Genomic DNA, 20,649 nt, shown 5'->3' with positions numbered 1-20,649 from the left:
CTTTGCGCGAATGTCTGCAACGCTTTGGCACTCGCCTCGGGCAGCCCTGCCTGTGACGCAGGTCCTTCCAGGTTGGAAAGTTAACCGTAACCATTTGATTGACTACAGAATTCCCTTGCCTCAATTGCGACTTTTGGCTTCTTTTGACGGACGATGCCGGAATTGGCGGAGGCATTTTTAAGGAATAGAGCATATAAGATCGCAGAAACGCGATCGGACAAGTCTCATGGATGCCGGCGGGAACAACACCGAAATGGCCAAGCGCATCTTTCCGCTGAACCTGAGCAGTTCAGCCCCTCTGCAAAAGCTGGCGTCGACATTCCAACGGCTCCGGCTTGAAGTTCGGTTCATCATCATCGCCTCGTTTATCGTCGTGGCGCTGATGATCGCGCTCGCGGTCTGGACGACAAGCCGCCTCGAGAGAACCGTGTTCAACAGCGTCGGCTCGCTCGGCGCCGCCTATCTTCAGACGTTCGTTGCACCGCTGATCTCCGAGGAAGACATCAAGAGTGGCGTCCTTCCGCCCGTCGTAGAAGACAAGCTGAAGCAGCTTCTCGGCACCAGCGCTCTCGGTCAGCATGTGCACGAACTGAAAATCTGGGGTCCCGACGGGGGCCTGATGTATTCGACGTCAGGCAAGCAGATCGACGAAGAGGTTGTCTTTGAAGAGCTGCAGCGTGCCTTGGCGGGAGAAATCGTCGTCTCTCGCACCATGATCGAGAAGCATGAATATACCGGCGAAGAGCAGCGCGGCATGTACATCGAGGTCTACGCGCCCCTCGTGCGCGATGAGGCCGGCAAGGTGCTGGTGGTCGGCGAATTCTACGAGCGCCCGGATTTCCTGAGGGGTGAGCTGTCAACCGCCTGGCGCGAGACGGTCACCATCGTGCTCCTCGTTTCGGTGCCGATGCTGGCGCTGCTCTTCCTGATCGTGCGTAGCGGCAGCCTGCTCATCGATCGGCAACACGCTGCCATCCGCCACAGTCTTGGACGGGCACTTGAACTGTCCAACCAGAACCGTCGGCTGCGCGCAGCGGCAGAAACGGCCCGGCTCGAGGCCGGCAAGCTCAATGAGATGATCCTCGACCAGATCGGATCCGATCTGCACGACGGCCCCGTCCAACTGCTGACCTTGCTCAAGTTGAAGCTCAGCGACATGGCCTCGCCGCCGACCGGCGGCCAAACCGCAGCGGCCATCAAGCCGCAAGAAATCGACAGGCTGGTCAGCACGGTTACGACGGTTCTTGAAGATCTGAGGAACATTTCCTCCGATCTCGTGCTGCCGGAACTCGACGACATGTCGCTGAACGATACGATCCTGCTCGCGGTAAGGCGGCATGTGGATCTCATAGGCCGCGATGTCGATGTGGTCGGGCTGATCGCATCGCAGAAGGTGGATGCACACCTGAACATCTGCGTCTATCGCTTCATCCAGGAAGCGTTGATGAACAGCGAACGGCATGCGCCGGGCAACGGCCAGCATCTGCGCTACGGCACGCGCCACAACCGTCTGTTCATTACAGTGGCCGATGTGGGCGACGCACCATCGACATCAGTGACCCCGCGCAGCACGGCGCGGACCGGGCTCGGTACCATCACGCAGAAACGCCGCATTCGCGCCTTTGGCGGCCGCATGCGCATGATCCGCCGGCCAAACGGCATGGTGGTGACCGCGGTTCTGCCGCTCGATCACAGCGGCGGCTCGTTCGATCGTCCATAGATTTGGTTGATTGTTCGTCGACTTGCACAATCGCCGTCACGGCTCAGAGCGCCGCATTCGCGCGGAATGCGGCGCTCTGGTGCATTGTTTCGGCAGCATCTTGTCCGCCTTCGGTGAAACCACTCGAAGGCAGGATGCTCTAGTTGATGCGCCGTGATGCGCCGCGCTCGGCAGAGCCGTCGGGCAGGACATCCAGGCGCTGCGCTGCCAGCACCACTTCCACACGGTTCCTGACATCGAGTTTCTGCATCAAGACCGTCATGTAATGTTTGACGGTCTTTTCGCTGATATCAAGACAGGCCGCTATCTCGCGGTTCGTGCTGCCACGCATGAGATGGCGAACGATCTGCTCCTCGCGCAGGCTCAGGCGTCGTTGTGCCTGAGACCGCCGGCGGATTTCCGCTGTTTTCATGGCCATGATGACCTTGGTCGCGAACCCCGCCGTGATGAACGTCTCGCCGTCATAGACGGTGCGTATGGCCTCGTGAAGGTCGCTGGCGCTGCTGCCTTTCAGCACATAGCCAGAGACTCCGTAATTCAGGACTTGTATCGCGGTTTCAATGCTTGAATTTGCGGTGAAGACGATGATCCGCGTGTCTTTGTATTTTTGCGCAACCAGCTCGATAGCCGCAATGGCGTCGCCGGGCATGCTCAAATCGAGCACGAGAACTTGAGGTGAAAATTCTTCAACTATTTTCAAAGCATCGACCGCGTTTTCGCCCTTCGCGACGATCTCGAGGTCACTTTTTCCAGAATATAAACTGACCAGCCCTTCCAGAAGGATCGGATGGTCGTCAACAAATGCAACTGATATCGACATGGTCGTTGCTCTCCCTCCGCAACGAACATGCTAGTTCATCAGGTTCGCGTTTAAAAGAACACACTTAACTTCTAGTTAATTTAGAAAGTGAACGGATACCGCGGCGGCACGAACGAAGATACGGGTGGTACGTCTGAAACACAGCCGAAATATTCGCGTTGTGATCTAAGAAATAGACAAGCACCCTTTAGACGGGAACCCGTAAAATCCAGACTATTACAATCTTTACAATTGCTTATGCGACCAAAGGGTCACTCGGCTGGGCGCAACCCGGGAGGAGGGAAACGCGAGGCAGCGTTTTCTGGAGAATCTCGGTACATTTTAAGTAACGCCAGAATATTAGCCCAAAAATGTTTGCCGTCGCCGCCAATGATCACCCGAAAGTACTACGGATTTTAACCTTATTGCACAGCATTGGCAGAAAGACGCCGCCGACTGCAGCGTTAAAATCCTAGAACTTCATGCCGGGGACAACCAAGGGATTGTCCGAAAGCGCCTGGCCATCGGGACGATCGATTCGCGGCTTTCCGGTGAAGGCATCGAAAAGGTCGCGCACGAAAGCTTCGCTCAGCCCCTTGGTGATCAAGACCATGCGTGTCCGCCGATCGACCGGATCCGGCCAGGCGGTCAGCCGCTCCGGGGTATGAAAGACGTTCTGCACGCCGTGAAGCACCAGCGGTCGCTCCGGGTTGTCGGAAACGGAGACGATCGCCTTCATCCGCAGCAGTTTTTCGCCATGGGCCGAGCGCAGGAGATCGATGAACATGTCGAGCGCCATCGGTTCGATCGGCCTGTCATGCAGGATGCTGAACGAACGAATGTCCGCACCATGACGGGTCACATCGTGGTGGTGGTGGTGGCCATGGTCGTGGTGATGGTGATGGTGATGGTGATCCCCACCATGGTGATGGTGGTCGTGACCATGGTGGTCGTGGTCGTGATCCGCCTCGTCCTGCAGCCAGCGGCCGACATCGGCGATCTTCGAGGCCGGGTCATAGAGGCCGCAGGCAAAGAGTTCGCCCTTGCCCGCCTCGGGACCGTCTCCGTCGATGAATGGCGCACGCGGATTGATCCCGCGCAGGCGCGACCGCAGCTCGTCCAGTTGCTTGCCATCGGCGAGGCCAGCCTTGCTGATGACGATGCGATCAGCGACCGCGACCTGCTTCAGCGCTTCCTCGTGGTTGGCAAGCGTCTGCAAGCCATTGACCGCATCGACCACCGTCACCACACCGTCGAGGCGGAAACTCTGGGCGATTATCGGATTGCCGATCACCGACTGCAGCACCGGCGCCGGGTCGGCAAGCCCGGTCGTTTCGATGACGACGCGCTTCAGCGGCTTGATGCGCCCCGTCTGCATCCGGTCCATGAGGTCGGCAAGCGTATCCACCAGTTCGCCGCGCACCGTGCAGCACAGGCAGCCGTCGGAAAGCTCGATGACGCCGTCGCTCGAGGCTTCCACCAGGAGGTGATCGATCGAGACATCGCCGAACTCGTTGATGATCACGGCCGTGTCCGAGAGATCCGGATCCTTCAGCAGACGGTTCAAAAGCGTCGTTTTGCCCGCACCGAGAAAACCGGTCAGGATCGAAACCGGCACCGCCGGCAGTGGGCTAACCATGGAAAACTCCGATCAGAGGCTCGGCCGCGGCACCGGGATCGGCACATTGGCGACGTCGCCCTGGCCGGCCGGATCAGAGCCGGCCTTGGCCAGCTTGTCGCCGCTGCCGGGGATGAGGCCGGCAAAGGCCAGCTTCAGCGGGCGGTTGATCTCGTGGATGAACGGCGAAAGCAGCTTCTGCCGTCCGGCTTCGTCGCGACCTTCGCTGCGCACCTTGGCGGCGGCCTGCGAGCAGATCTGCTTGCTGACGTCGGCAACCAGGTCGCGTGTTTCGCCATAGGGCGCAATCTGCACCAGCGATGGCTTGGCCGCTCCCGAGGTCGTCAGCGCCATTTGCAGCAGCCGCGCGGATTCATCGGCACGGGCGCCGAGGCTGTCCTCGCCAAGCACGACCGAAACGACGCTGCGGCCGTCGCGCGTCGCTGAGGAGACCTGGTTGAAACCGGACGCGCAGATGAAGCCGGTCTTCATGCCGTCAGCGCCTTCGAAGCGGCCGATCAGCATGTTGTAGTTCGGGTAGTCCTTCTTGCCGGTGGTAAATCCTTCCAGCGAGAAATAGGAAGCATATTCGGGAAACTCGCGCTTCAGCGTGATCGCCAGCACCGCAAGGTCGCGCGCTGTGGTGTACTGGCCCGGCCCCGGCAAGCCGTTGGCGTTGACGAAATGCGACGACGTCATGCCGATGCGGCGCGCCTCGGAATTCATCCGGTCGATAAAGGCGGGCTCGGAGCCACCAACGGTTTCGGCGATCGCCACCGCCACGTCGTTGGCCGACTTCACCAGCATCATCTTCAGGGCGCTGTCGAGCGTCATCGCCTGGCCGGGCTTGTAGAACATCTTGCTCGGCGGCTCGGAGGCGGCGTTCTTGGTCATCACGACCGGGCTCGTCAGCGCCAGCTGTCCCGATTTGATCGCCCGGAAGGCGGTATAGGCCGTCATCAGCTTGGTCAGCGATGCCGGATACCATTTCTGGAAGATATCCTGGTGCTCGTAAACCTTCAGTGAATTGACGTCGACGACGAGCCGCGGATTGGCAAATGCCGGCAAAGCCATGAGAAGGCTCGCGCAGGTGCCAGCCACGACACCCATTGCCTTTGCCTTGCCACGCGTGAAAAATCCTGCTGTCACTACCATAGACCTCGAAATTCCGCTGTTGCCTCGTCTCGTTCGGCTATTTAGCCTATATGGCGAGGAGATGGCAAAGCCCATTCATTGGCTGCTGCGCCAATCCACCGCAGATAGATGTGATCGAACAGACCGACAGGACGTATCTCATGCCGATTCTCAACCGTGCCGCCGAACTGCAAAACGAAGTCACCGAATGGCGGCGTCATCTGCACAAGAACCCCGAGCTCCTGTTCGCGGTGGAAAATACGGCAGCCTTCGTCGAAAATAAACTGAAGGAATTTGGCGTTGACGAAATCGTGACTGGCCTTGGCCAGACGGGCGTCGTCGGCCTCATCAAGGGCAATCTCGGTCCCGGCCGCACCATCGGCCTTCGTGCCGACATGGATGCGCTGCCGATCACCGAGACCACTGGCAAGCCCTGGGCGTCGGAAACATCCGGCAAGATGCACGCCTGCGGCCATGACGGCCACACCGCCATGCTGCTTGGCGCGGCCAAGTACCTGGCCGAGACGCGCAACTTTGCCGGCAGCGTCGCCGTGATCTTCCAGCCAGCCGAAGAAGGCGGCGGCGGCGGCCATGAGATGGTCAAGGACGGCATGATGGAGCGGTTCGACATCGCCGAAGTCTACGGCATGCACAATATGCCGGGCATGCCCATTGGTCATTTCGGCAGCCGCGTCGGCGCGATCATGGCGTCAACGGACGAGTTCACCATCACCATCAAGGGCCGCGGCGGCCATGCGGCCCAGCCGCACAAGACGATCGACCCGATCGTCATCGGCACCCAGATCGTCACCGCGCTACAGACGATCGCGTCGAGAACCGTCGATCCGCTCGCATCGGTCGTCGTCTCGGTCACCACGTTCAACGCCGGCTTCGCCCACAACGTGATCCCGGAGGAAGCTGTGCTCGGCGGCACCGTGCGCACACTGAAGCCGGAAGTGCGCGATATCGGCGAGACCCGCATCCGGCTGATCGCCGAAGGCATCGCCGACGTCTATGGTGCCACCGTCGACGTCTGGTACAGCCGCAACTATCCCGTGACCGTCAATCATGAGGACGAAACGGCCTACGCGCTGAAGGCGGCTGCCGAAATCGCCGGCGAAGGCAACATCAGGCCGTCGCTCGACCCGATGATGGGCGGAGAAGACTTCTCCTATATGCTGCTCGCCCGCCCGGGCGCGTTCATCTTCATGGGCAACGGCGACACCGCCGGGCTGCACCACCCCGCTTATGATTTCAACGACGAAGCGATCCCGCACGGGATCTCCTATTGGGTGAAACTCGCGGAAACGCGACTTGCCGCCTGAGGCGCGGGCGGGAGGCGGCACCATGCATCAGATCGACAAGATAGACCGTAGAATTCTCAACATCCTGCAGGCGGACGGCCGGATCACCAATCTGGAGCTTGCCGATCGCATCGGCCTGTCGCCGACGGCGACCAGCGAGCGGCTGCGCCGGCTGTTGAAGGAAGGCTATGTTTCGGGCTTCGGCGCCCGCCTCGATCCGCAGAAACTCGGCTTCGGCCTGCTCGTCTTCATCGAGGTCATGCTCGACAAGACGACGCCCGATGTCTTCGACCAGTTCGCGACCGCCATCAAGCAGGCGCCGGCCGTGCTCGAATGTCACATGGTCGCCGGCGGCTTCGACTATCTCGTCAAGACCCGCTTCGAGGATATGGCGGCCTACCGCAACTTCCTCGGCCAGGTGCTGTGGACGCTGCCGGGGGTCAAGGAGACCCGCACCTACGCCGTCATGGAAGAGATCAAGAACGACGGCCCGCTGCCGCTCGTTTGAACAAAACAAGAATGGTCCCGGGACCCGATCGGCACCCGGGACGATTTCCGACAAGCTTATGCCGCGTTAAGCGAAGCCATGTCGATGACGAAGCGGTAGCGCACGTCGCTCTTGACGACCCGCTCATAGGCTTCATTGATCTCCTGGATCTTGATCGTTTCGATCTCCGAAACGATGTCGTGCTCGCCGCAGAAGTCGAGCATTTCCTGGGTTTCCTTGATCGAACCGATCATCGAGCCGGAAATGCTGCGGCGCGCGGGCACCAGCGAGAAGGCATGCACCGGCACGGCATTTTCCGGGATGCCGACCAGCACGAAATTGCCGTCGACCTTCAGCAGGTTGACATAGGCGTTCCAGTCGATCTCGGCCGCCACCGTGCAGATAATCAGATCGAACGTGCCCTGCAGCGCCTTGAAGGTTTCCGGATCATTGGTGGCATAGTAGTGGTCCGCACCGAGCTTCAGCCCGTCTTCCTTCTTGGAAAGCGTCTGGCTGAGAACGGTAACATCAGCGCCCATGGCGTGGGCAAGCTTGACGCCCATATGGCCGAGACCACCCATGCCGACGATCGCGACCTTCTTGCCGGGACCAGCCTTCCAGTGACGGAGCGGCGAGTAGAGCGTAATGCCGGCGCACAGCAGCGGCGCCGCCGCATCGAGCGGCAGGTTTTCCGGGATCGACAGCACGTAGCCTTCCTTGACGACGATGCTATCGGAATAGCCGCCCTGGGTCGCGGTCTTGCCGTCCGCCTCGAGGCCGTTATAGGTCACGACCAGACCCGGCATGTAATGTTCGAGATCGAGATCGCGCGTCGCACAGGTGGTGCAGGAATCGACGAAACAGCCGACGCCGGCGCGGTCGCCGACCTTGAACTTGGTGACCTTGGAGCCGACGGCAGTGACGATGCCGACGATTTCATGGCCGGGAACCATCGGGAACACCGAGTTGCCCCATTCGTTGCGTGCCTGGTGAATGTCGGAGTGGCAGACGCCGCAATATTTGATGTCGATCACCACGTCGTCGTCGCGCGGCTCGCGGCGTTCGAAGGTGAAGGGCGTAAGCGGTTTCGACGCGTCGGTCGCCGCATATCCTCTTGCAATGGCCATCAGTCTGTCCTTCAATTTTGGGAGATGCGAAAGGCCGGAGCATTACCGGCAGATCGCAGGCAGGGACTATGCGTTCGCCATCGACAAAAGCGTTATCGCGATCCTGCAAAGTTTTTGCCCGATCCTGCAAGAATGAAAAATGCATAATGGCAAGTACGCTCCGAAGCCCTATCTGAGCATAGCCTCACACAATGCTAAGCCGCTGGAAAGACCAAAGAATATGACAGCCACGCGACAGACTGCCAGACAGGACATGATGGACGTCATTGCCCGGATCACCGGGAAAGACGGCGATCACCGGACTGCAATCCCCGGTTTGAGCATTCATCGTCATTCCGGCGATGCGCCGGTCAACTGCGCCGCGTACAAGCCGAGCCTTGCGGTCATCGTTCAGGGCGCCAAGCGCGTGGTGCTGGGCGACGAGACGCTGATCTATGGCGCATCCGATTATCTGCTGACGTCGATCGACCTGCCGGTGTTGTCGCAGGTCTGCAAGGCTTCGGCCGATGAACCCTATCTCAGCTTCGCCTTCCAGATCGATACGGCCAAGATCCCGGCATTGCTCGATTTTCTGGCGCAGGGGCCACTGCCAACGACCGCCTCGCCGCGGGGTATGACGGTCAGCAAGATCACGCCTGACCTCGAGGACGCAGCCCTCCGGCTCCTGCGCCTGCTCGACCGTCCCGACGACATTCCGGCACTGCTGCCGCTGGTCGAGCAGGAGATCCTCTATCGCCTGGTCACCGGCCCACACGGCCATCGGCTTCGCCAGATGGCAACCGCCGAGAGCCAGCCTCACCAGGTCGGCCGCGCCGTCGCCTGGCTGAAGGAGCACTACTCCCGGCCATTGCGCATCGACGACCTGGCAAGCCGCGTCTCGATGAGCGTCTCGTCGCTGCACCACCATTTCAAGGCGATCACGGCCATGAGCCCGCTGCAGTACCAGAAGCAGTTGCGACTGCAGGAGGCACGGCGCCTGATGCTGGAGGAAAGCCTCGATGCGGGCGACGCCGGCCATCAGGTTGGCTACGAAAGCCAGTCGCAGTTCAGCCGCGAATACGCCCGCCACTTCGGCGAGCCGCCGATGCGCGACATCGGCCGCGTGCGCCGAACGCTGGTCGAGCGCTTCGCCGGCGGGGCGGAAATACTGAGCGAAGGCTGAAGCGAAAAGTCTCAGCTTCCTTCCATATCCCCCGTTTCGATATCCCCGGGAATATCAGCTCCGTTCGATATCCCGCCGGAGCACGATCGACGTCGTCAGGTCCTCGACATTATCCATGGTCGCCACCTCATTGCGCAGTTCGTTCAGCGCATTGATCGATCCGACCTCGACCTCGACCACCAGATCGAGCTGGCCGCTGACGGAGGAAACCTTGCGTACCGAGGAAAAGCCCGCGAGCCGGTCGAGCACGCCGATCGATGGCGTGCGCTGCAGGGTGACGAGCAGGAAGGCCTGGATCTGCCCTTCATCCAGCTGGCCGATATCGGCGCGGTAGCCGCGGATGATGCCCGCCTTTTCGAGACGGGTGACCCGCTCCGTCGTCGCACTTCTGGAAAGCCCGATCCGGCCTGCCAGCGACTTCATCGGGATGCGCGCTTCCCGTGACAGGATGCTCAGGATCGTCCGGTCGATCGCGTCGATGTCATGCATGATTTCTGCCTCCGAGCGCGCCGACAAGATGACGGTTATTATAAACATAATGCCGGTGCAACCGGCATATTGCCGGATGCATGCCTGGGCCGCTCGTGCAACTCTGCCTGCAAGACAAAGGGCTCCCAATGAACGACATGCTGAAGACGACACCAGACTTTTCCATCGACCAGGCATCTGCGCTGCTGAGGCAGCACTATGGCCTTTCCGGCACGCTCTCGCTGCTCGCGAGCGAACGGGACCAGAACTTCAAGGTCGAGGCAGAGGGTGGCGCCACCTATATCCTGAAGATCGTCAATGCCGCCGAGCCCGAGCTCGAGAGCGACTTCCAGACGGCGCTGCTGAGCCACGTCGCAACCTTCGCCGGCGAATTGCCGGTGCCGCACATCCGGGAGACCCTGGCCGGCACCAGCCTTGCCGAAACCACCAGCCAGCACGGCGTGCACCACCGGCTGCGTCTCGTCAGCTGGGTATCGGGCGTTCCGCTTGCCGAAACCGGCCGCAGCGCCGCAGCGCTCCAGTCGCTCGGCCATATGCTCGGCCGCTTCGACGCTTCGCTGAAGGGCTTCATGCATCCGGGCGCGCTGCGCGACCTCGACTGGGACATCCGCAACGCCGGCCGTTCGAGGGACAGGCTCGCCCATATCTCCGCCCCGGAAGACCGGGCGCTGCTGGAACGTTTCCTCGCCCGCTTCACGCAATCGGTTGAGCCGAAGCTGGCGACGCTGCGCTCGGCCGTCATTCACAACGACGCCAACGACTGGAACGTGCTGGTCGACAAATCAGATCATGACCGTATCTCCGGCCTGATCGATTTTGGCGACGCGCTTTATGCGCCTGTCATCGCCGAAGTCGCGATCGCAGCCGCCTATGCCGGGCTCGACCATCCCGATCCGATCGGCGCCACTGCGGCCATCGCCCGCGGCTTCCATGCAGAATATCCGCTGCTCGAAGAAGAAGTCGATCTGCTCTTCGACCTCATCGTTATGCGGCTCGTGACGTCAGTGACCATCTCGGCCTCGCGCCGCGCGCACACGGCCGACAATCCCTATCTCGCGATCAGCGAAAAGCCGGCCTGGACACTGCTGCGCAAGCTCGACCGGATGAACCGTCGCTTCGCCACCGCGATCCTGCGCAAGGCCTGCGGTTTTGAGGCAGCGCCCGGAACGCGCGGCGTTGCCGCCTGGATCGCCGACAACCGCAAGACGCTTGCCCCGCTTCTTGAGCGCCCGGCCGCCACCTATCCGGCAGCGCTCGTGCCCTATGGCGACCCCAACCATCCGATGACAGTGAAATCCGCAGGCGAACAGCCGGATGAAGCCCAGGCGATCTGGGAGGATTATTGCCGCGAGCATGGCATCGATCTCGGCATCGGCCCCTGGGGCGAGGCGCGCACCGTCTATGCCGGCGAGATGTTTGTCTCGCGACTGATCGAAAACACCCGCCGCACTCACCATCTCGGCCTCGACCTGTTCATGGCCGCCGGCACCAAGGTCTTCACGCCAGTGGCCGCCACTGTCGTCAGCGTCGAGATCGAACAGGACCCGCTCGGCTATGGCTGCCTGATTGCGCTTCGCCACGAGCCCGAGGGCTGCCCGCCCTTCGTGTCGCTCTGGGGCCATATGGCGCATGAGGCCATGGGCCGGATCAAGGCCGGCGACCGGCTCGAGGCCGGCGCGCTTGTCGGCGAAATGGGGGCTCCGAAGGAAAACGGCGGCTGGGCGCCGCACTTGCACCTGCAGCTTTCCGTCGATACCAGCCTCTCCGCCACCGAAATCCTCGGCGTCGGCGAACCACAATATCTCGACGTCTGGGCCGAACTCTTCCCCGACGCACGCACCTTCGCGGGCATCGCCGAGGAATTTTACGCGAAAAGCGGCCGCGGGCATGACGAGATCGTCAAGCTGCGCAAGGAATTGTTGCTGCCGAACCTCTCGATCTCCTACGAAAAGCCGATCAAGTTCGTGCGCGGCGAAGGCGTCTGGCTGATCGACGACAGCGGCCGCGCCTATCTCGACTGCTTCAACAATGTCTGCCACATCGGCCATGCCCATCCGGCCGTGGTCGAGGCCATGGCGAAGCAGGCAGCGACCCTGAACACCAACACCCGCTACCTGCACGACAACATCGTCGCCTATGCCGAACGGCTGACAGCGACGCTGCCCAAGGAATTGACGGTTGCCGGTTTCGTCAACAGCGGCTCGGAAGCAAACAGCCTGGCACTGCGCCTGATGCGCGCCCATACCGGCCGCGAAAATGCCATCACGCTCGACTGGTCCTATCACGGCACCACGCAGGAGCTGATCGACATCAGCCCCTACAAGTTCCGTCGCAAGGGCGGCAAGGGCCCGAAGCCGCACGTCCATGTGGCTACCGTTCCCGACAGCTATCGCGCGCCGGCGGACTGGCCGGCCGAAGAACACGGCAAGCGTTTTGCCGAAAGCGTCGCAGAGCAGATCGCCGCCATGCAGGCGAAGGGCGAAGGCCCGGGCTTCTTCATCGCGGAATCGATCCCGAGCGTCGCCGGCCAGGTGTTCCTGCCCGACGGCTACCTGAAGGAAGTCTACCGGATGGTGCGCGAAGCCGGCGGCGTCTGCATCGCCGACGAGGTCCAGGTCGGCTTCGGCCGCGTCGGCAGCCATTGGTGGGCGTTCGAGACCCAAGGGGTGGTTCCCGACATCGTCACCATGGGCAAGCCGATCGGCGATGGTCATCCGCTCGCCGCCGTCGTCACCACCCGCGAGGTCACCGACAGCTTCAACAACGGCATGGAATACTTCAACACCTTCGGGGGAAACCCGGTTTCCTGTGCCGTCGGCCTCGCGGTGCTCGACGTCATCGAAAGCCAGGACCTGCGCGGCAACGCCCTTGCCGTCGGCAATTACCTCATCTCCTCCTTCAAGGCGATGCAGGCGCGCTACGAGGTGATCGGCGACGTGCGCGGCATGGGGCTGTTCCTCGGCATCGAGCTGGTGACCGACCGCAAGACCAAGGCACCCGCCACCGAATTTGCCCGGGCGGTTTCCAACGGCGCCCGCCAGCGCGGCGTGCTGATGGGAACCGAAGGACCGCATGACAACGTCTTGAAGATGCGCCCGCCGATGATCTTCTCGAAACGCGACGCCGATCATCTGCTCGCCGTGCTCGAAGAGACCTTTGCGGATGTGAGCAAAAGGCTCGGCTAAAGCATTTCCAGGAAAAGTGCGGAGCGGTTTTCCGTCAGGAAATGCTTAAAAACAGAGACATAGAGCGTTTCTGTGTTTCCGTCTAAATCGGAAACGCTCTAAAGGCCGAGCTCGATACCGCCGAAAAGACTGCCAGTTGGCCGGGATGCACACGCGCCCCGGCAGCGAAGACGCATGCCTTCATAACAGCATAACAAGAGGAGAACAGGACAATGAAATCAGCAATTCTAGCGCTTGCGAGTGCGGCGTTTCTCGCCGGAACGGCTGCCAGCGCCACCACACTCGATGTGGTCAAGGAACGCGGCGAACTTCGCTGCGGCGTCAGCCAGGGCGTGCTCGGCTTTTCCGCGCCGAACGACAAGGGCGAGTGGAGCGGCTTCGACATCGACTTCTGCCGCGCGGTCGCAGCTGCAACACTCGGCAACCCGGACAAGGTGAAGTACGTGCCGCTCTCGACCAAGGAGCGTTTCACCGCGCTGCAGTCGGGCGAAGTCGACCTGCTTTCGCGCCAGACCACCTGGACACTGTCGCGCGACAGCGATCTCGGCATGAGCTTCGTCGGCGTCAACTACTATGACGGCCAGGCTTTCATGGTGCGCAACGACCTTGGCGTGAAAAGTGTCAAGGAACTCTCGGGCGCCTCAGTCTGCACGGAAACAGGCACGACCACCGAGCAGAACATGGCCGACTACTTCAGCTCCAACAACATCCAGTACCAGGTCATCGCATTTGAAAAGCCCGACCAGACGATCCAGGCTTTCAACACGGCACGCTGCGACGTCTACTCGACCGACGCCTCGGCGCTCTACGCGCAGCGTCTGACGTTGAACGACCCGGACCGCTTCGTCGTCCTGCCCGAAGTCATCTCCAAGGAACCGCTTGGCCCGGCCGTGCGCCAGGGCGACGAGCAGTGGTTCAAGGTCGTGCGCTGGACCTTGTTCGCGATGATCGAAGCCGAAGAGCTTGGGATCACCAAGGAGAATGCGACGAAGATGCAGGAGAGCGGTACGGTCGGCCAGAAGCGCTTCCTCGGCATCGACAACGAAGCCGGCAAGGCTCTGGGTCTCGGGCCGACCTGGGCCTTCCAGGCGATCTCCGCCGTCGGCAACTACGGCGAAGTGTTCGAAAAGCACCTCGGCAAGGACAGCGCGCTCAAGATCGACCGCGGCCTCAACAAGCTCTGGAACCAGGGCGGCCTGATGTACGCGCCGCCGGCGCGCTGATCCAAAGCAAATCCGGGGAAGGCCTTTCCCCGGAACTGCGCCAACCAACAGACCAGCCAACCAACTCGCCGCGGCCCTCACCGCGGCGTTTTTTGTTTCCGGAATTTGGCGAAAGACGACAGTATTCTGTCTTTCCAGAGCAAGGCCTTGGCGTAACGTCCCAGCGGCAGCTTTCCAAGGGCGCTGGAGGGCCGGACCGCGCGGCGACGATCGACAAGTATCCCTCATCACGGCAAGATCGGGAAATCAGCAGTCGGACCACAAGACCCCTCATTTCTGTGCTTGTGACAGAAATCTCTAGCAGTTCCATAGGAACTGCGGGACCAGCCCAAGTCCTTGGGCTGGAAAGTCCTTCGGCCCGACCGACGTCGGGCCACTGGATTCCGGCACAAGGCCGGAATGAGGGAGTGGGACGGTCTTGTTCAAACAGCGGGGTCCGTGATCCGCCGGCGTTTCCAACCAGTAGGCCGCAAGCCCTTCAGAGCTTGACGATTGTCTTGCGTGCAAGCAGGCCCTGCGGCGCGAAGAGAAGCACACCGATGACGAGCAGGATGGTGAAGGCATCGCGGTAGCTGAGCAGGCTTTCCGGCAGATAGGCCTGCAGGAACACCTCGATGAAGCCGAGCAGGAAGCCGCCGGCAACGGCACCGGAAAGGCTGCCGAGCCCGCCGATGATCGCGGCGATGAACGCCTTGAGAACCGGGAGGAAGCCCATCAACGGATCGACGCTGCCGCGCTGCGCCACCCAGAGAATGCCGGCAACACCCGCGAGCAGCCCGGAAATGGCAAAGGCGGTTGCAACCACGGCATTGGCGCGAATGCCCATCAGCCGGACGATGGCGAAATCCTCGGATGCCGCGCGCATAGCCCGACCGAGAACGGTGGTGCGCAGGAACAGATTGAGCCCGACGAGCATAATGACGGTGACGAGGATCGAGGTACCCTGGATGAGGCCGAGATGTAGGCCGCCGATCTCGATCGTGCCGGAAAAGCTCTCCGGCATCGGCACGGGCTTCGGCCGCGCAGAGATGAAATTCTGGAAGATGACACGCAGGATGGCGCTGACTGCAAAGCTGGTCAGAAGCAGCGTGGTGCCGCTGGCACCGCGCACCGGCCGGAAGGCGACGCGCTCCATCAGCATGGCAAGCACGACGGCGATCATCAGCGCGCCGAAGACGGCGAGCGGGAACGGCAGGCCGAGCAGCAGCGCGAAGCACAGGCCGTAGCCGGCTGCCGTCATCAACTCGCCATGGGCGAAATTGATCAGCCCCATGATCGAGAAGACGACCGCAAGCCCGAGCGCGAGAAGCGCATAGGTGCCGCCGAGGCTGAGCGCATTGACCAACTGCTGCAGGAACATGTCCATTGTCGTGACCTCTTTGCCCCCGGGCCTCAGGCGCCGAGATAGGCGCCCTGGATTTCGGTTGAATTGCGAAGCTCGGCGGCAGTGCCGGAGAGCACGATGCGGCCATTCGCCATGACGTAGCCGGCGTCAGCGATTTCAAGCGACAGCGCGACGTTCTGTTCGACCAGCAGGATGGTCAGGCCCTTCTGGCGCAGGCCGGCGATCAGGTCGAAGATCAGGTCGACAACCTGCGGCGCGAGCCCAAGCGAAGGCTCGTCGAGCAACAAGAGGTCGGGCGAAGACATCATCGAACGCGCGATCGCCAGCATCTGCTGCTCGCCACCGGACAGCGAACCGGCCTTCTGGCTGAGACGTTCTTTCAGGATCGGGAAGCGCGAAAGCATGTCTTCGCGCACTTCGGAGATAGCACCCCGCGCCTTGTGCATGGCGCCGCCGAGCAGCAGGTGCTCGTCCACCGTCAGGCTCGGAAAGATGCGCCGCCCTTCAGGCGTCAGCGTCATGCCGAGCCGGACGATCTGTTCCGGCGGCAGGCCGGAAATGTCCTGGCCATTGAACGACACTCGCCCTGCCCTCTTGGCTGCCAGCCCCACCAGCGCATTCAAAGTCGAGCTCTTGCCGGCGCCATTGGCGCCGAGCAGCGTAACGATCTGGCCCTTGCCGACGGTGAGGTCGACACCCTTCAGCGCCTCGACGGCACCATAGGCGACCTTGAGGCCACTGACTTCGAGCAGCGGTTTCTGCGCGGGAATTTCACTGTGCATCATCGGGGCAAAGTCCTTGCCATGGATTGCGAGACGGCCGTCTCCGGCCGATCGATCTCCGGCACCCTCGCCGGAGATCGCAAGCGGCGACAGTTCAGGGAGCCGGGATGTCGGCTGCGGCCGGAACACCCTGGCTAATCAGCTCGCGGTTGCCGCCTCCGATGCGCACCAGCGACACCGAGCGCAGCGGCATGCCCTGCGTGCCGGCGTAGCTGATCGGGCCGGTGACGCCCTGGACGTTTTCGAGCGAGGCGATGGCATTGCGGATAGCGACCGGATCAGTGCTGTTGGCTTCGGTCACCGCTGCGTCGATCACCTTGCCGAGATCGTAGCCGTTGGCGATGTAGACCGTATCCGGCTCCTGGCCGAACTTCTCCTTGTACTTGACGTTGAAGTCGGCGAGCGGGCTGCCCTCGCTGGCAAAGCCGGCCGTAGTGAAGACCACGCCGTCGACGGTCGCGCCAAGGCCGAAGGTGGTCGGCGAATCGATGCCGTCACTGCCGAGGATCGGGATGGTGACGCCGGCGCCACGCAGCTGACGGATGAAGGCCGGGAAATCGGGCTCGTAGGCAGCCGTCATGATCACGTCGGGCGCCGGGTTCATAGCCTTGATCTTGGTGACTTCAGCACCAAAATCCTGCTGGCCCATGCTGAAGGTACCTTCGCCCAGAAGCTCGCCGCCCTTGGCCTTGAAGGCTACACCGAAATATTCCGGAAGCTTCAGCGTATAGGCGCTGTCGGGGGACTTGAGGATATAGGCCTTCTTGTAGCCCTTCTCGACGGCGTAGGTGGCAAGCACCGAGGCCTGGACGTTGTCGGCCGGATAGTTGCCGAACATGTAGTCGCCGACAGCAAGCGGCATGGTCGGGGTCGTGGCGCAGAACGAGAAGGCCGGGATCTGGGCAGCCTGCGTCACTTGGCCGGCAGCGATCGACGGATCGGCGTCGCAGGGGGTGATCATGATCTTGACGCCCTGGTCGACCAGTTCCTGCGCCACCAGCGCGGTCTGTGCAGCATCCGAGCGGGTGTCCTTGGCAACGAGCTTGATCGGGAACTTGCCGGCAGCACCGCCGGCCGCATTGATTTCCTCGACCGCCATTTCCAGGCCCTTCAGCGACGGCTGGTCATAGGGTGCAAGGCCGCCGGTCTGGGCGGTGGCAAGGCCGATCACCAGATCCTCGGCGAATGCCGGCAGCGGCGACAGCGCGAAGCCGCCAAGAACGGTGGTGAGGCACAATGTCCTGAGACTGGATTTCATCGGTAAGCTCCCTCTTTCTGATTTCGTTTGCTGATCAAGCTGGATTTTGAAGACCGCTTGCACTCGGCTGGAGGCCTCCGGCCTCGACAGCTTCGCGTTTTGCCTGCCCCGCCGAGCGGCGACGGCCGATATAGGCTTCGATCACGGCCGGATTGGCCTGGATTTCCGCCGGCGTGCCGATGGCGATCTGTTGGCCCTTGTTGAGGACCACGACGATATCGCAGAGCCGCATGATCAGTTTCAGGTCGTGCTCGACGACGAGCAGGCCGAGGCGGTACTTCGTGCGGATGCGGTCGAGCACATGCATCAGCTCCTGCGTTTCGGCCGGGTTCATGCCGGCCGCCGGCTCGTCGAGCAGCAGGTAACGCGGCTTCAGCGCCAGCGCGCGGGCAATCTCGAGACGACGCTGCGCACCATAGGAGAGCGTGCCGGCGAGCTGATCGGCAAAGCCGTCGAGCCCGACCTCGGCCAGCACCAGCCGGGCGCTTTCCATCGGGTCCTCGCCGTTGCCCTTCAGCGCGCTTGCCGCCACCGTGACGTTTTCAAGCACGGTCAGGTTCTTGAACAGACGAATGTTCTGGAACGTGCGCGCAAGGCCGGCGACGGGAACGGCGTAAACAGGCAGCGACGCGATATCCCGGCCGTCGATCAGCACGCGTCCACTCGAGGGCGGCACGACGCCGGAAACGCTATTGATCAGGGTCGACTTGCCGGCGCCGTTCGGGCCGATCAGGCCAGTGACGAGGCCAGGCTTGATCTCGAAATTGGCATTTTCCAGCGCAACGAGGCCTGCGAATTTCTTGCCGAGATTTTCGACCTTGAGCGTTCCACCTGCCGGGATCGGCGCAATCTTTTGCGCACCGTCAGACGATACCGCAGGCTTGGCGGCGAGGCGCTTCAGCCAGCCGAGACGCTCGTCTAGCTCCCGGACACCGAAAAGCCCGTCCTGCAACCGGTACATCACCACCAGGATCGCGACGCCGATGCCGATATCGGTCAGGCCGAAAACGGTCGGCAGCGTGACGAAGCCGAGGTCGACGCCGCCTTCGAGTTTACGCAGAAGCTCGACGATCAGCATGATCACCGCCGTGCCGCCGACGGCACCCGATACGGTGGTGACGCCGCCGAGGATCAGCATGGCGAGCAGCACGAAGGTCAGGTTGAAGTAGAAATCCTTGGGTGAGAAGGCGCCGAGGAAATGCGCCAGCAGCGCGCCGGCGGCCCCCGCCAGAATGGCGCCAAGCACCCAGCCGATGAAACGATGGAGCTTGACGTTGACCCCGACAGCCGTCGAGGCGATCTCGTCCTCGCGTGACGCCCGGAGCTTCAGGCCGGCGCTCGAGTCCCGATAGAGACGCGCAACAGCAATTGCGGCGATGGCAAAAGGCAGCGCCACCCACAGGTTGACCGCGCGCGGAATGCCGAAGAAGGTCTGGCTGCCGCGAGTGATGTCGGTCGAGGCGACCAACACCACATGGACGATGACAAGAAAGCCGAGCGTCGCGATAGACGCCGATGAACCGGCAAGGCGCGCGACCGGGATGCCGATCAGAACGGCGACCAGCGCCACCACCACCAGCGCCACGGCAAGGGCCGGCAGGAACGACATGTCGATGCCGGCCAACCATTCCGGCAGATGCGGCAGTGCCGTCTTCTGAACGATCGGGTTGATGGTCAGTAGTCCGGACGCATAGGCACCGATCGCCATGAAGCCGACATGGCCGAAGGAAACGATGCCGGAATTGCCGGCATACATGCCGATGCCGAGCACCGCGATCACGTTGATCATGAACAGCGTCACGAGGCGCTCGCCGCTGCCCGGAAAGACCGACGAGGCGACGGCAGCAGCCACCAGCAGCGGCAACGACGTTAAAAGGATACCGACGACGGTTTCTCGCCTGACGCGAACCATCTGCATTCCCCCGATTTGTCGGCCCGCCGTTCATTTTTGGCTCGGGCCAGTTCCCGAAATGAAAGTTATCCCATCTCGATCAAATGTCAATCTTGTTTCAAAAAACATTCTCTGCTAGCAATTATGTAACAAAAATTAGAAATCGGGGTTCAAGCCATCGTTTTTGGGAGGCGGAAATCGTGGCAATCCGGGATCGACTGACAGACGGAACCATCACCTTCACACGATCGGAACTGAAGATCGTGCGACAGCTGCTGGCGAATTATCCGGCAGCGGGACTGAATACCGTTGCCTATCTGGCCTCCTCGGCGGGGGTCAGCAATCCGACCGTCGTGCGCTTTGCCAACACGCTCGGCTTCGAGGGTTATCCGGAATTTCAGAAGGCATTGCTCAGCGAAGTTCAGGAGCGCATGAGCTCGCCGCTGTCGATGCTCGACGAGCGACGGCCGTCGCTGGAGCAGGAGAATTTCTACCAGTACTTCCTGCGCGCCAGCATCCATGCGCTCGAAGCCTCGATGCAGATGCTGCCGTCGGAGGATTTCGAGGCAGCCGTCGACGCAGCCGCCGACACGAGCGCGCGAGCGCATTGCCTCGGTGGACGTTTCAGCGGCTTTCTCGCCGGCCTGCTCTGGTCGCATATGAAGCAGCTCAGGGGCGAAACCCGCTGGATCAACGGCAGCCAGGCCGACCAAGTCGATCAGCTCGTCGATCTCGGCAAGCGCGACGTGCTGTTCGTCTACGATTACCGCCGCTACCAGAACGACACCATTCGCTTCGCCCGGCAGGCGGCCGCACAAGGCGCCCGTATCGTGCTTTTCACCGACCGGTGGCTTTCGCCTATCGCCGATTTTGCCACCGTCACACTGACGGCGCCGGTCGATACGGTCTCGCCCTATGACACGATGGTGCCGGCAATCGCCCAGACGGAAGCGCTGATCGCGGCGCTGACGGCCCGTCTCGCCACCCAATCCCGTGCCCGCATCGAGAAGATGGAGGAGCTGCGCCGCGGCTACGCCATCACCGAAGACGCTCTCAACCCGAACGTCGACGACGGCCGCTGACACGCCTGCCGCAAGGCCAGAACCACAACCGAGGAGAATCCGA

16 protein-coding genes are annotated in these 20,649 nt (G+C 61.9%); 7 read left to right on the top strand and 9 right to left on the bottom strand.

The window, feature by feature from the left end; genetic code table 11:
- Positions 1–226: 226 nt before the first annotated feature.
- A complete protein-coding gene (locus tag AC07UR_RS26365; RefSeq protein ID WP_234941987.1) occupies positions 227–1,720 on the top strand; it encodes a sensor histidine kinase in 1,494 nt (497 codons plus the stop codon).
- Positions 1,721–1,859: 139 nt separating this feature from the next.
- On the opposite strand, the gene AC07UR_RS26360 is transcribed toward AC07UR_RS26365, so the two are convergent.
- The 3 genes from AC07UR_RS26360 to AC07UR_RS26350 form a co-directional block, all read right to left on the bottom strand.
- Entirely contained in the window at positions 1,860–2,540 is a 681-nt protein-coding gene (locus AC07UR_RS26360) for a response regulator (protein WP_173423536.1), read from the bottom strand.
- A 451-nt stretch (positions 2,541–2,991) separates the two neighbouring features.
- Positions 2,992–4,158 carry a CobW family GTP-binding protein gene (locus AC07UR_RS26355; RefSeq protein ID WP_209791740.1) on the bottom strand — a complete coding sequence of 389 codons (1,167 nt, stop codon included), beginning with the start codon at positions 4,156–4,158 and terminating at the stop codon, positions 2,992–2,994.
- 12 nt (positions 4,159–4,170) lie between these two features.
- Complete coding sequence (locus AC07UR_RS26350; RefSeq protein ID WP_209791738.1) at positions 4,171–5,247, bottom strand: D-alanyl-D-alanine carboxypeptidase family protein; 1,077 nt, start codon at positions 5,245–5,247, stop codon at positions 4,171–4,173.
- Positions 5,248–5,432: 185 nt separating this feature from the next.
- Between AC07UR_RS26350 and AC07UR_RS26345 the strand changes: the two genes are divergently transcribed.
- Positions 5,433–6,596 (top strand): M20 aminoacylase family protein, encoded by a 1,164-nt coding sequence (locus AC07UR_RS26345; protein WP_115421169.1) that lies wholly within the window; start codon positions 5,433–5,435, stop codon positions 6,594–6,596.
- A 22-nt stretch (positions 6,597–6,618) separates the two neighbouring features.
- Positions 6,619–7,083, top strand: coding sequence for an Lrp/AsnC ligand binding domain-containing protein (locus tag AC07UR_RS26340; protein WP_077502818.1), 465 nt, complete (start codon positions 6,619–6,621; stop codon positions 7,081–7,083).
- A 56-nt stretch (positions 7,084–7,139) separates the two neighbouring features.
- On the opposite strand, the gene AC07UR_RS26335 is transcribed toward AC07UR_RS26340, so the two are convergent.
- Positions 7,140–8,189, bottom strand: a complete 1,050-nt coding sequence (locus AC07UR_RS26335; protein WP_173423539.1) for an NAD(P)-dependent alcohol dehydrogenase — start codon at positions 8,187–8,189, stop codon at positions 7,140–7,142.
- Between the two features lie 220 nt (positions 8,190–8,409).
- Between AC07UR_RS26335 and AC07UR_RS26330 the strand changes: the two genes are divergently transcribed.
- Complete coding sequence (locus AC07UR_RS26330; protein ID WP_173423540.1) at positions 8,410–9,351, top strand: AraC family transcriptional regulator; 942 nt, start codon at positions 8,410–8,412, stop codon at positions 9,349–9,351.
- A 54-nt stretch (positions 9,352–9,405) separates the two neighbouring features.
- Here AC07UR_RS26330 and AC07UR_RS26325 read toward each other — a convergent pair whose 3' ends face one another.
- A complete protein-coding gene (locus tag AC07UR_RS26325; RefSeq protein WP_209791736.1) occupies positions 9,406–9,888 on the bottom strand; it encodes an Lrp/AsnC family transcriptional regulator in 483 nt (160 codons plus the stop codon).
- Between the two features lie 80 nt (positions 9,889–9,968).
- Between AC07UR_RS26325 and AC07UR_RS26320 the strand changes: the two genes are divergently transcribed.
- Positions 9,969–13,025, top strand: a complete 3,057-nt coding sequence (locus tag AC07UR_RS26320) for an aminotransferase class III-fold pyridoxal phosphate-dependent enzyme (protein ID WP_209791733.1) — start codon at positions 9,969–9,971, stop codon at positions 13,023–13,025.
- 212 nt (positions 13,026–13,237) lie between these two features.
- Positions 13,238–14,248, top strand: a complete 1,011-nt coding sequence (locus AC07UR_RS26315; RefSeq protein WP_209791731.1) for an amino acid ABC transporter substrate-binding protein — start codon at positions 13,238–13,240, stop codon at positions 14,246–14,248.
- 478 nt (positions 14,249–14,726) lie between these two features.
- Here the strand turns inward: AC07UR_RS26315 and AC07UR_RS26310 are convergent, their stop codons facing one another.
- From AC07UR_RS26310 to AC07UR_RS26295, 4 genes are all read right to left on the bottom strand, one after another.
- Positions 14,727–15,614 carry a branched-chain amino acid ABC transporter permease gene (locus tag AC07UR_RS26310; protein ID WP_173423542.1) on the bottom strand — a complete coding sequence of 296 codons (888 nt, stop codon included), beginning with the start codon at positions 15,612–15,614 and terminating at the stop codon, positions 14,727–14,729.
- 26 nt (positions 15,615–15,640) lie between these two features.
- Positions 15,641–16,378: an ABC transporter ATP-binding protein gene (locus AC07UR_RS26305; protein WP_234903143.1), complete on the bottom strand. Its 738-nt coding sequence runs from the start codon at positions 16,376–16,378 to the stop codon at positions 15,641–15,643.
- Positions 16,379–16,469: 91 nt separating this feature from the next.
- A complete protein-coding gene (locus tag AC07UR_RS26300; RefSeq protein ID WP_209791729.1) occupies positions 16,470–17,633 on the bottom strand; it encodes an ABC transporter substrate-binding protein in 1,164 nt (387 codons plus the stop codon).
- A 34-nt stretch (positions 17,634–17,667) separates the two neighbouring features.
- Positions 17,668–19,545: a branched-chain amino acid ABC transporter ATP-binding protein/permease gene (locus AC07UR_RS26295; protein WP_209791727.1), complete on the bottom strand. Its 1,878-nt coding sequence runs from the start codon at positions 19,543–19,545 to the stop codon at positions 17,668–17,670.
- Between the two features lie 179 nt (positions 19,546–19,724).
- On the opposite strand from AC07UR_RS26295, the gene AC07UR_RS26290 reads away from it, so the two are divergent.
- The gene (locus AC07UR_RS26290; protein WP_209791725.1) at positions 19,725–20,606 is read left to right on the top strand and encodes a MurR/RpiR family transcriptional regulator; all 882 of its coding nucleotides are present in this window, start codon (positions 19,725–19,727) and stop codon (positions 20,604–20,606) included.
- The last annotated feature ends 43 nt before the right edge of the window (positions 20,607–20,649 follow it).

The sequence above is a fragment of the Ensifer sp. GW821-FHT05G01 genome (assembly GCF_059419585.1).
This window is presented reverse-complemented; position numbering and strand designations above follow the sequence as displayed.

Bases quoted from the DNA above. Each gene is read 5' to 3' on its own strand.
- AC07UR_RS26300 (WP_209791729.1), bottom strand. From the start codon at position 17,633: ATGAAATCCAGTCTCAGGACATTGTGCCTCACCACCGTTCTTGGCGGC.
- AC07UR_RS26360 (WP_173423536.1), bottom strand. From the start codon at position 2,540: ATGTCGATATCAGTTGCATTTGTTGACGACCATCCGATCCTTCTGGAA.
- AC07UR_RS26350 (WP_209791738.1), bottom strand. From the start codon at position 5,247: ATGGGTGTCGTGGCTGGCACCTGCGCGAGCCTTCTCATGGCTTTGCCG.
- AC07UR_RS26320 (WP_209791733.1), top strand. From the start codon at position 9,969: ATGAACGACATGCTGAAGACGACACCAGACTTTTCCATCGACCAGGCA.
- AC07UR_RS26355 (WP_209791740.1), bottom strand. From the start codon at position 4,158: ATGGTTAGCCCACTGCCGGCGGTGCCGGTTTCGATCCTGACCGGTTTT.
- AC07UR_RS26345 (WP_115421169.1), top strand. From the start codon at position 5,433: ATGCCGATTCTCAACCGTGCCGCCGAACTGCAAAACGAAGTCACCGAA.
- AC07UR_RS26340 (WP_077502818.1), top strand. From the start codon at position 6,619: ATGCATCAGATCGACAAGATAGACCGTAGAATTCTCAACATCCTGCAG.
- AC07UR_RS26325 (WP_209791736.1), bottom strand. From the start codon at position 9,888: ATGTTTATAATAACCGTCATCTTGTCGGCGCGCTCGGAGGCAGAAATC.
- AC07UR_RS26335 (WP_173423539.1), bottom strand. From the start codon at position 8,189: ATGGCCATTGCAAGAGGATATGCGGCGACCGACGCGTCGAAACCGCTT.
- AC07UR_RS26365 (WP_234941987.1), top strand. From the start codon at position 227: ATGGATGCCGGCGGGAACAACACCGAAATGGCCAAGCGCATCTTTCCG.
- AC07UR_RS26305 (WP_234903143.1), bottom strand. From the start codon at position 16,378: ATGATGCACAGTGAAATTCCCGCGCAGAAACCGCTGCTCGAAGTCAGT.
- AC07UR_RS26295 (WP_209791727.1), bottom strand. From the start codon at position 19,545: ATGGTTCGCGTCAGGCGAGAAACCGTCGTCGGTATCCTTTTAACGTCG.
- AC07UR_RS26315 (WP_209791731.1), top strand. From the start codon at position 13,238: ATGAAATCAGCAATTCTAGCGCTTGCGAGTGCGGCGTTTCTCGCCGGA.
- AC07UR_RS26310 (WP_173423542.1), bottom strand. From the start codon at position 15,614: ATGGACATGTTCCTGCAGCAGTTGGTCAATGCGCTCAGCCTCGGCGGC.
- AC07UR_RS26330 (WP_173423540.1), top strand. From the start codon at position 8,410: ATGACAGCCACGCGACAGACTGCCAGACAGGACATGATGGACGTCATT.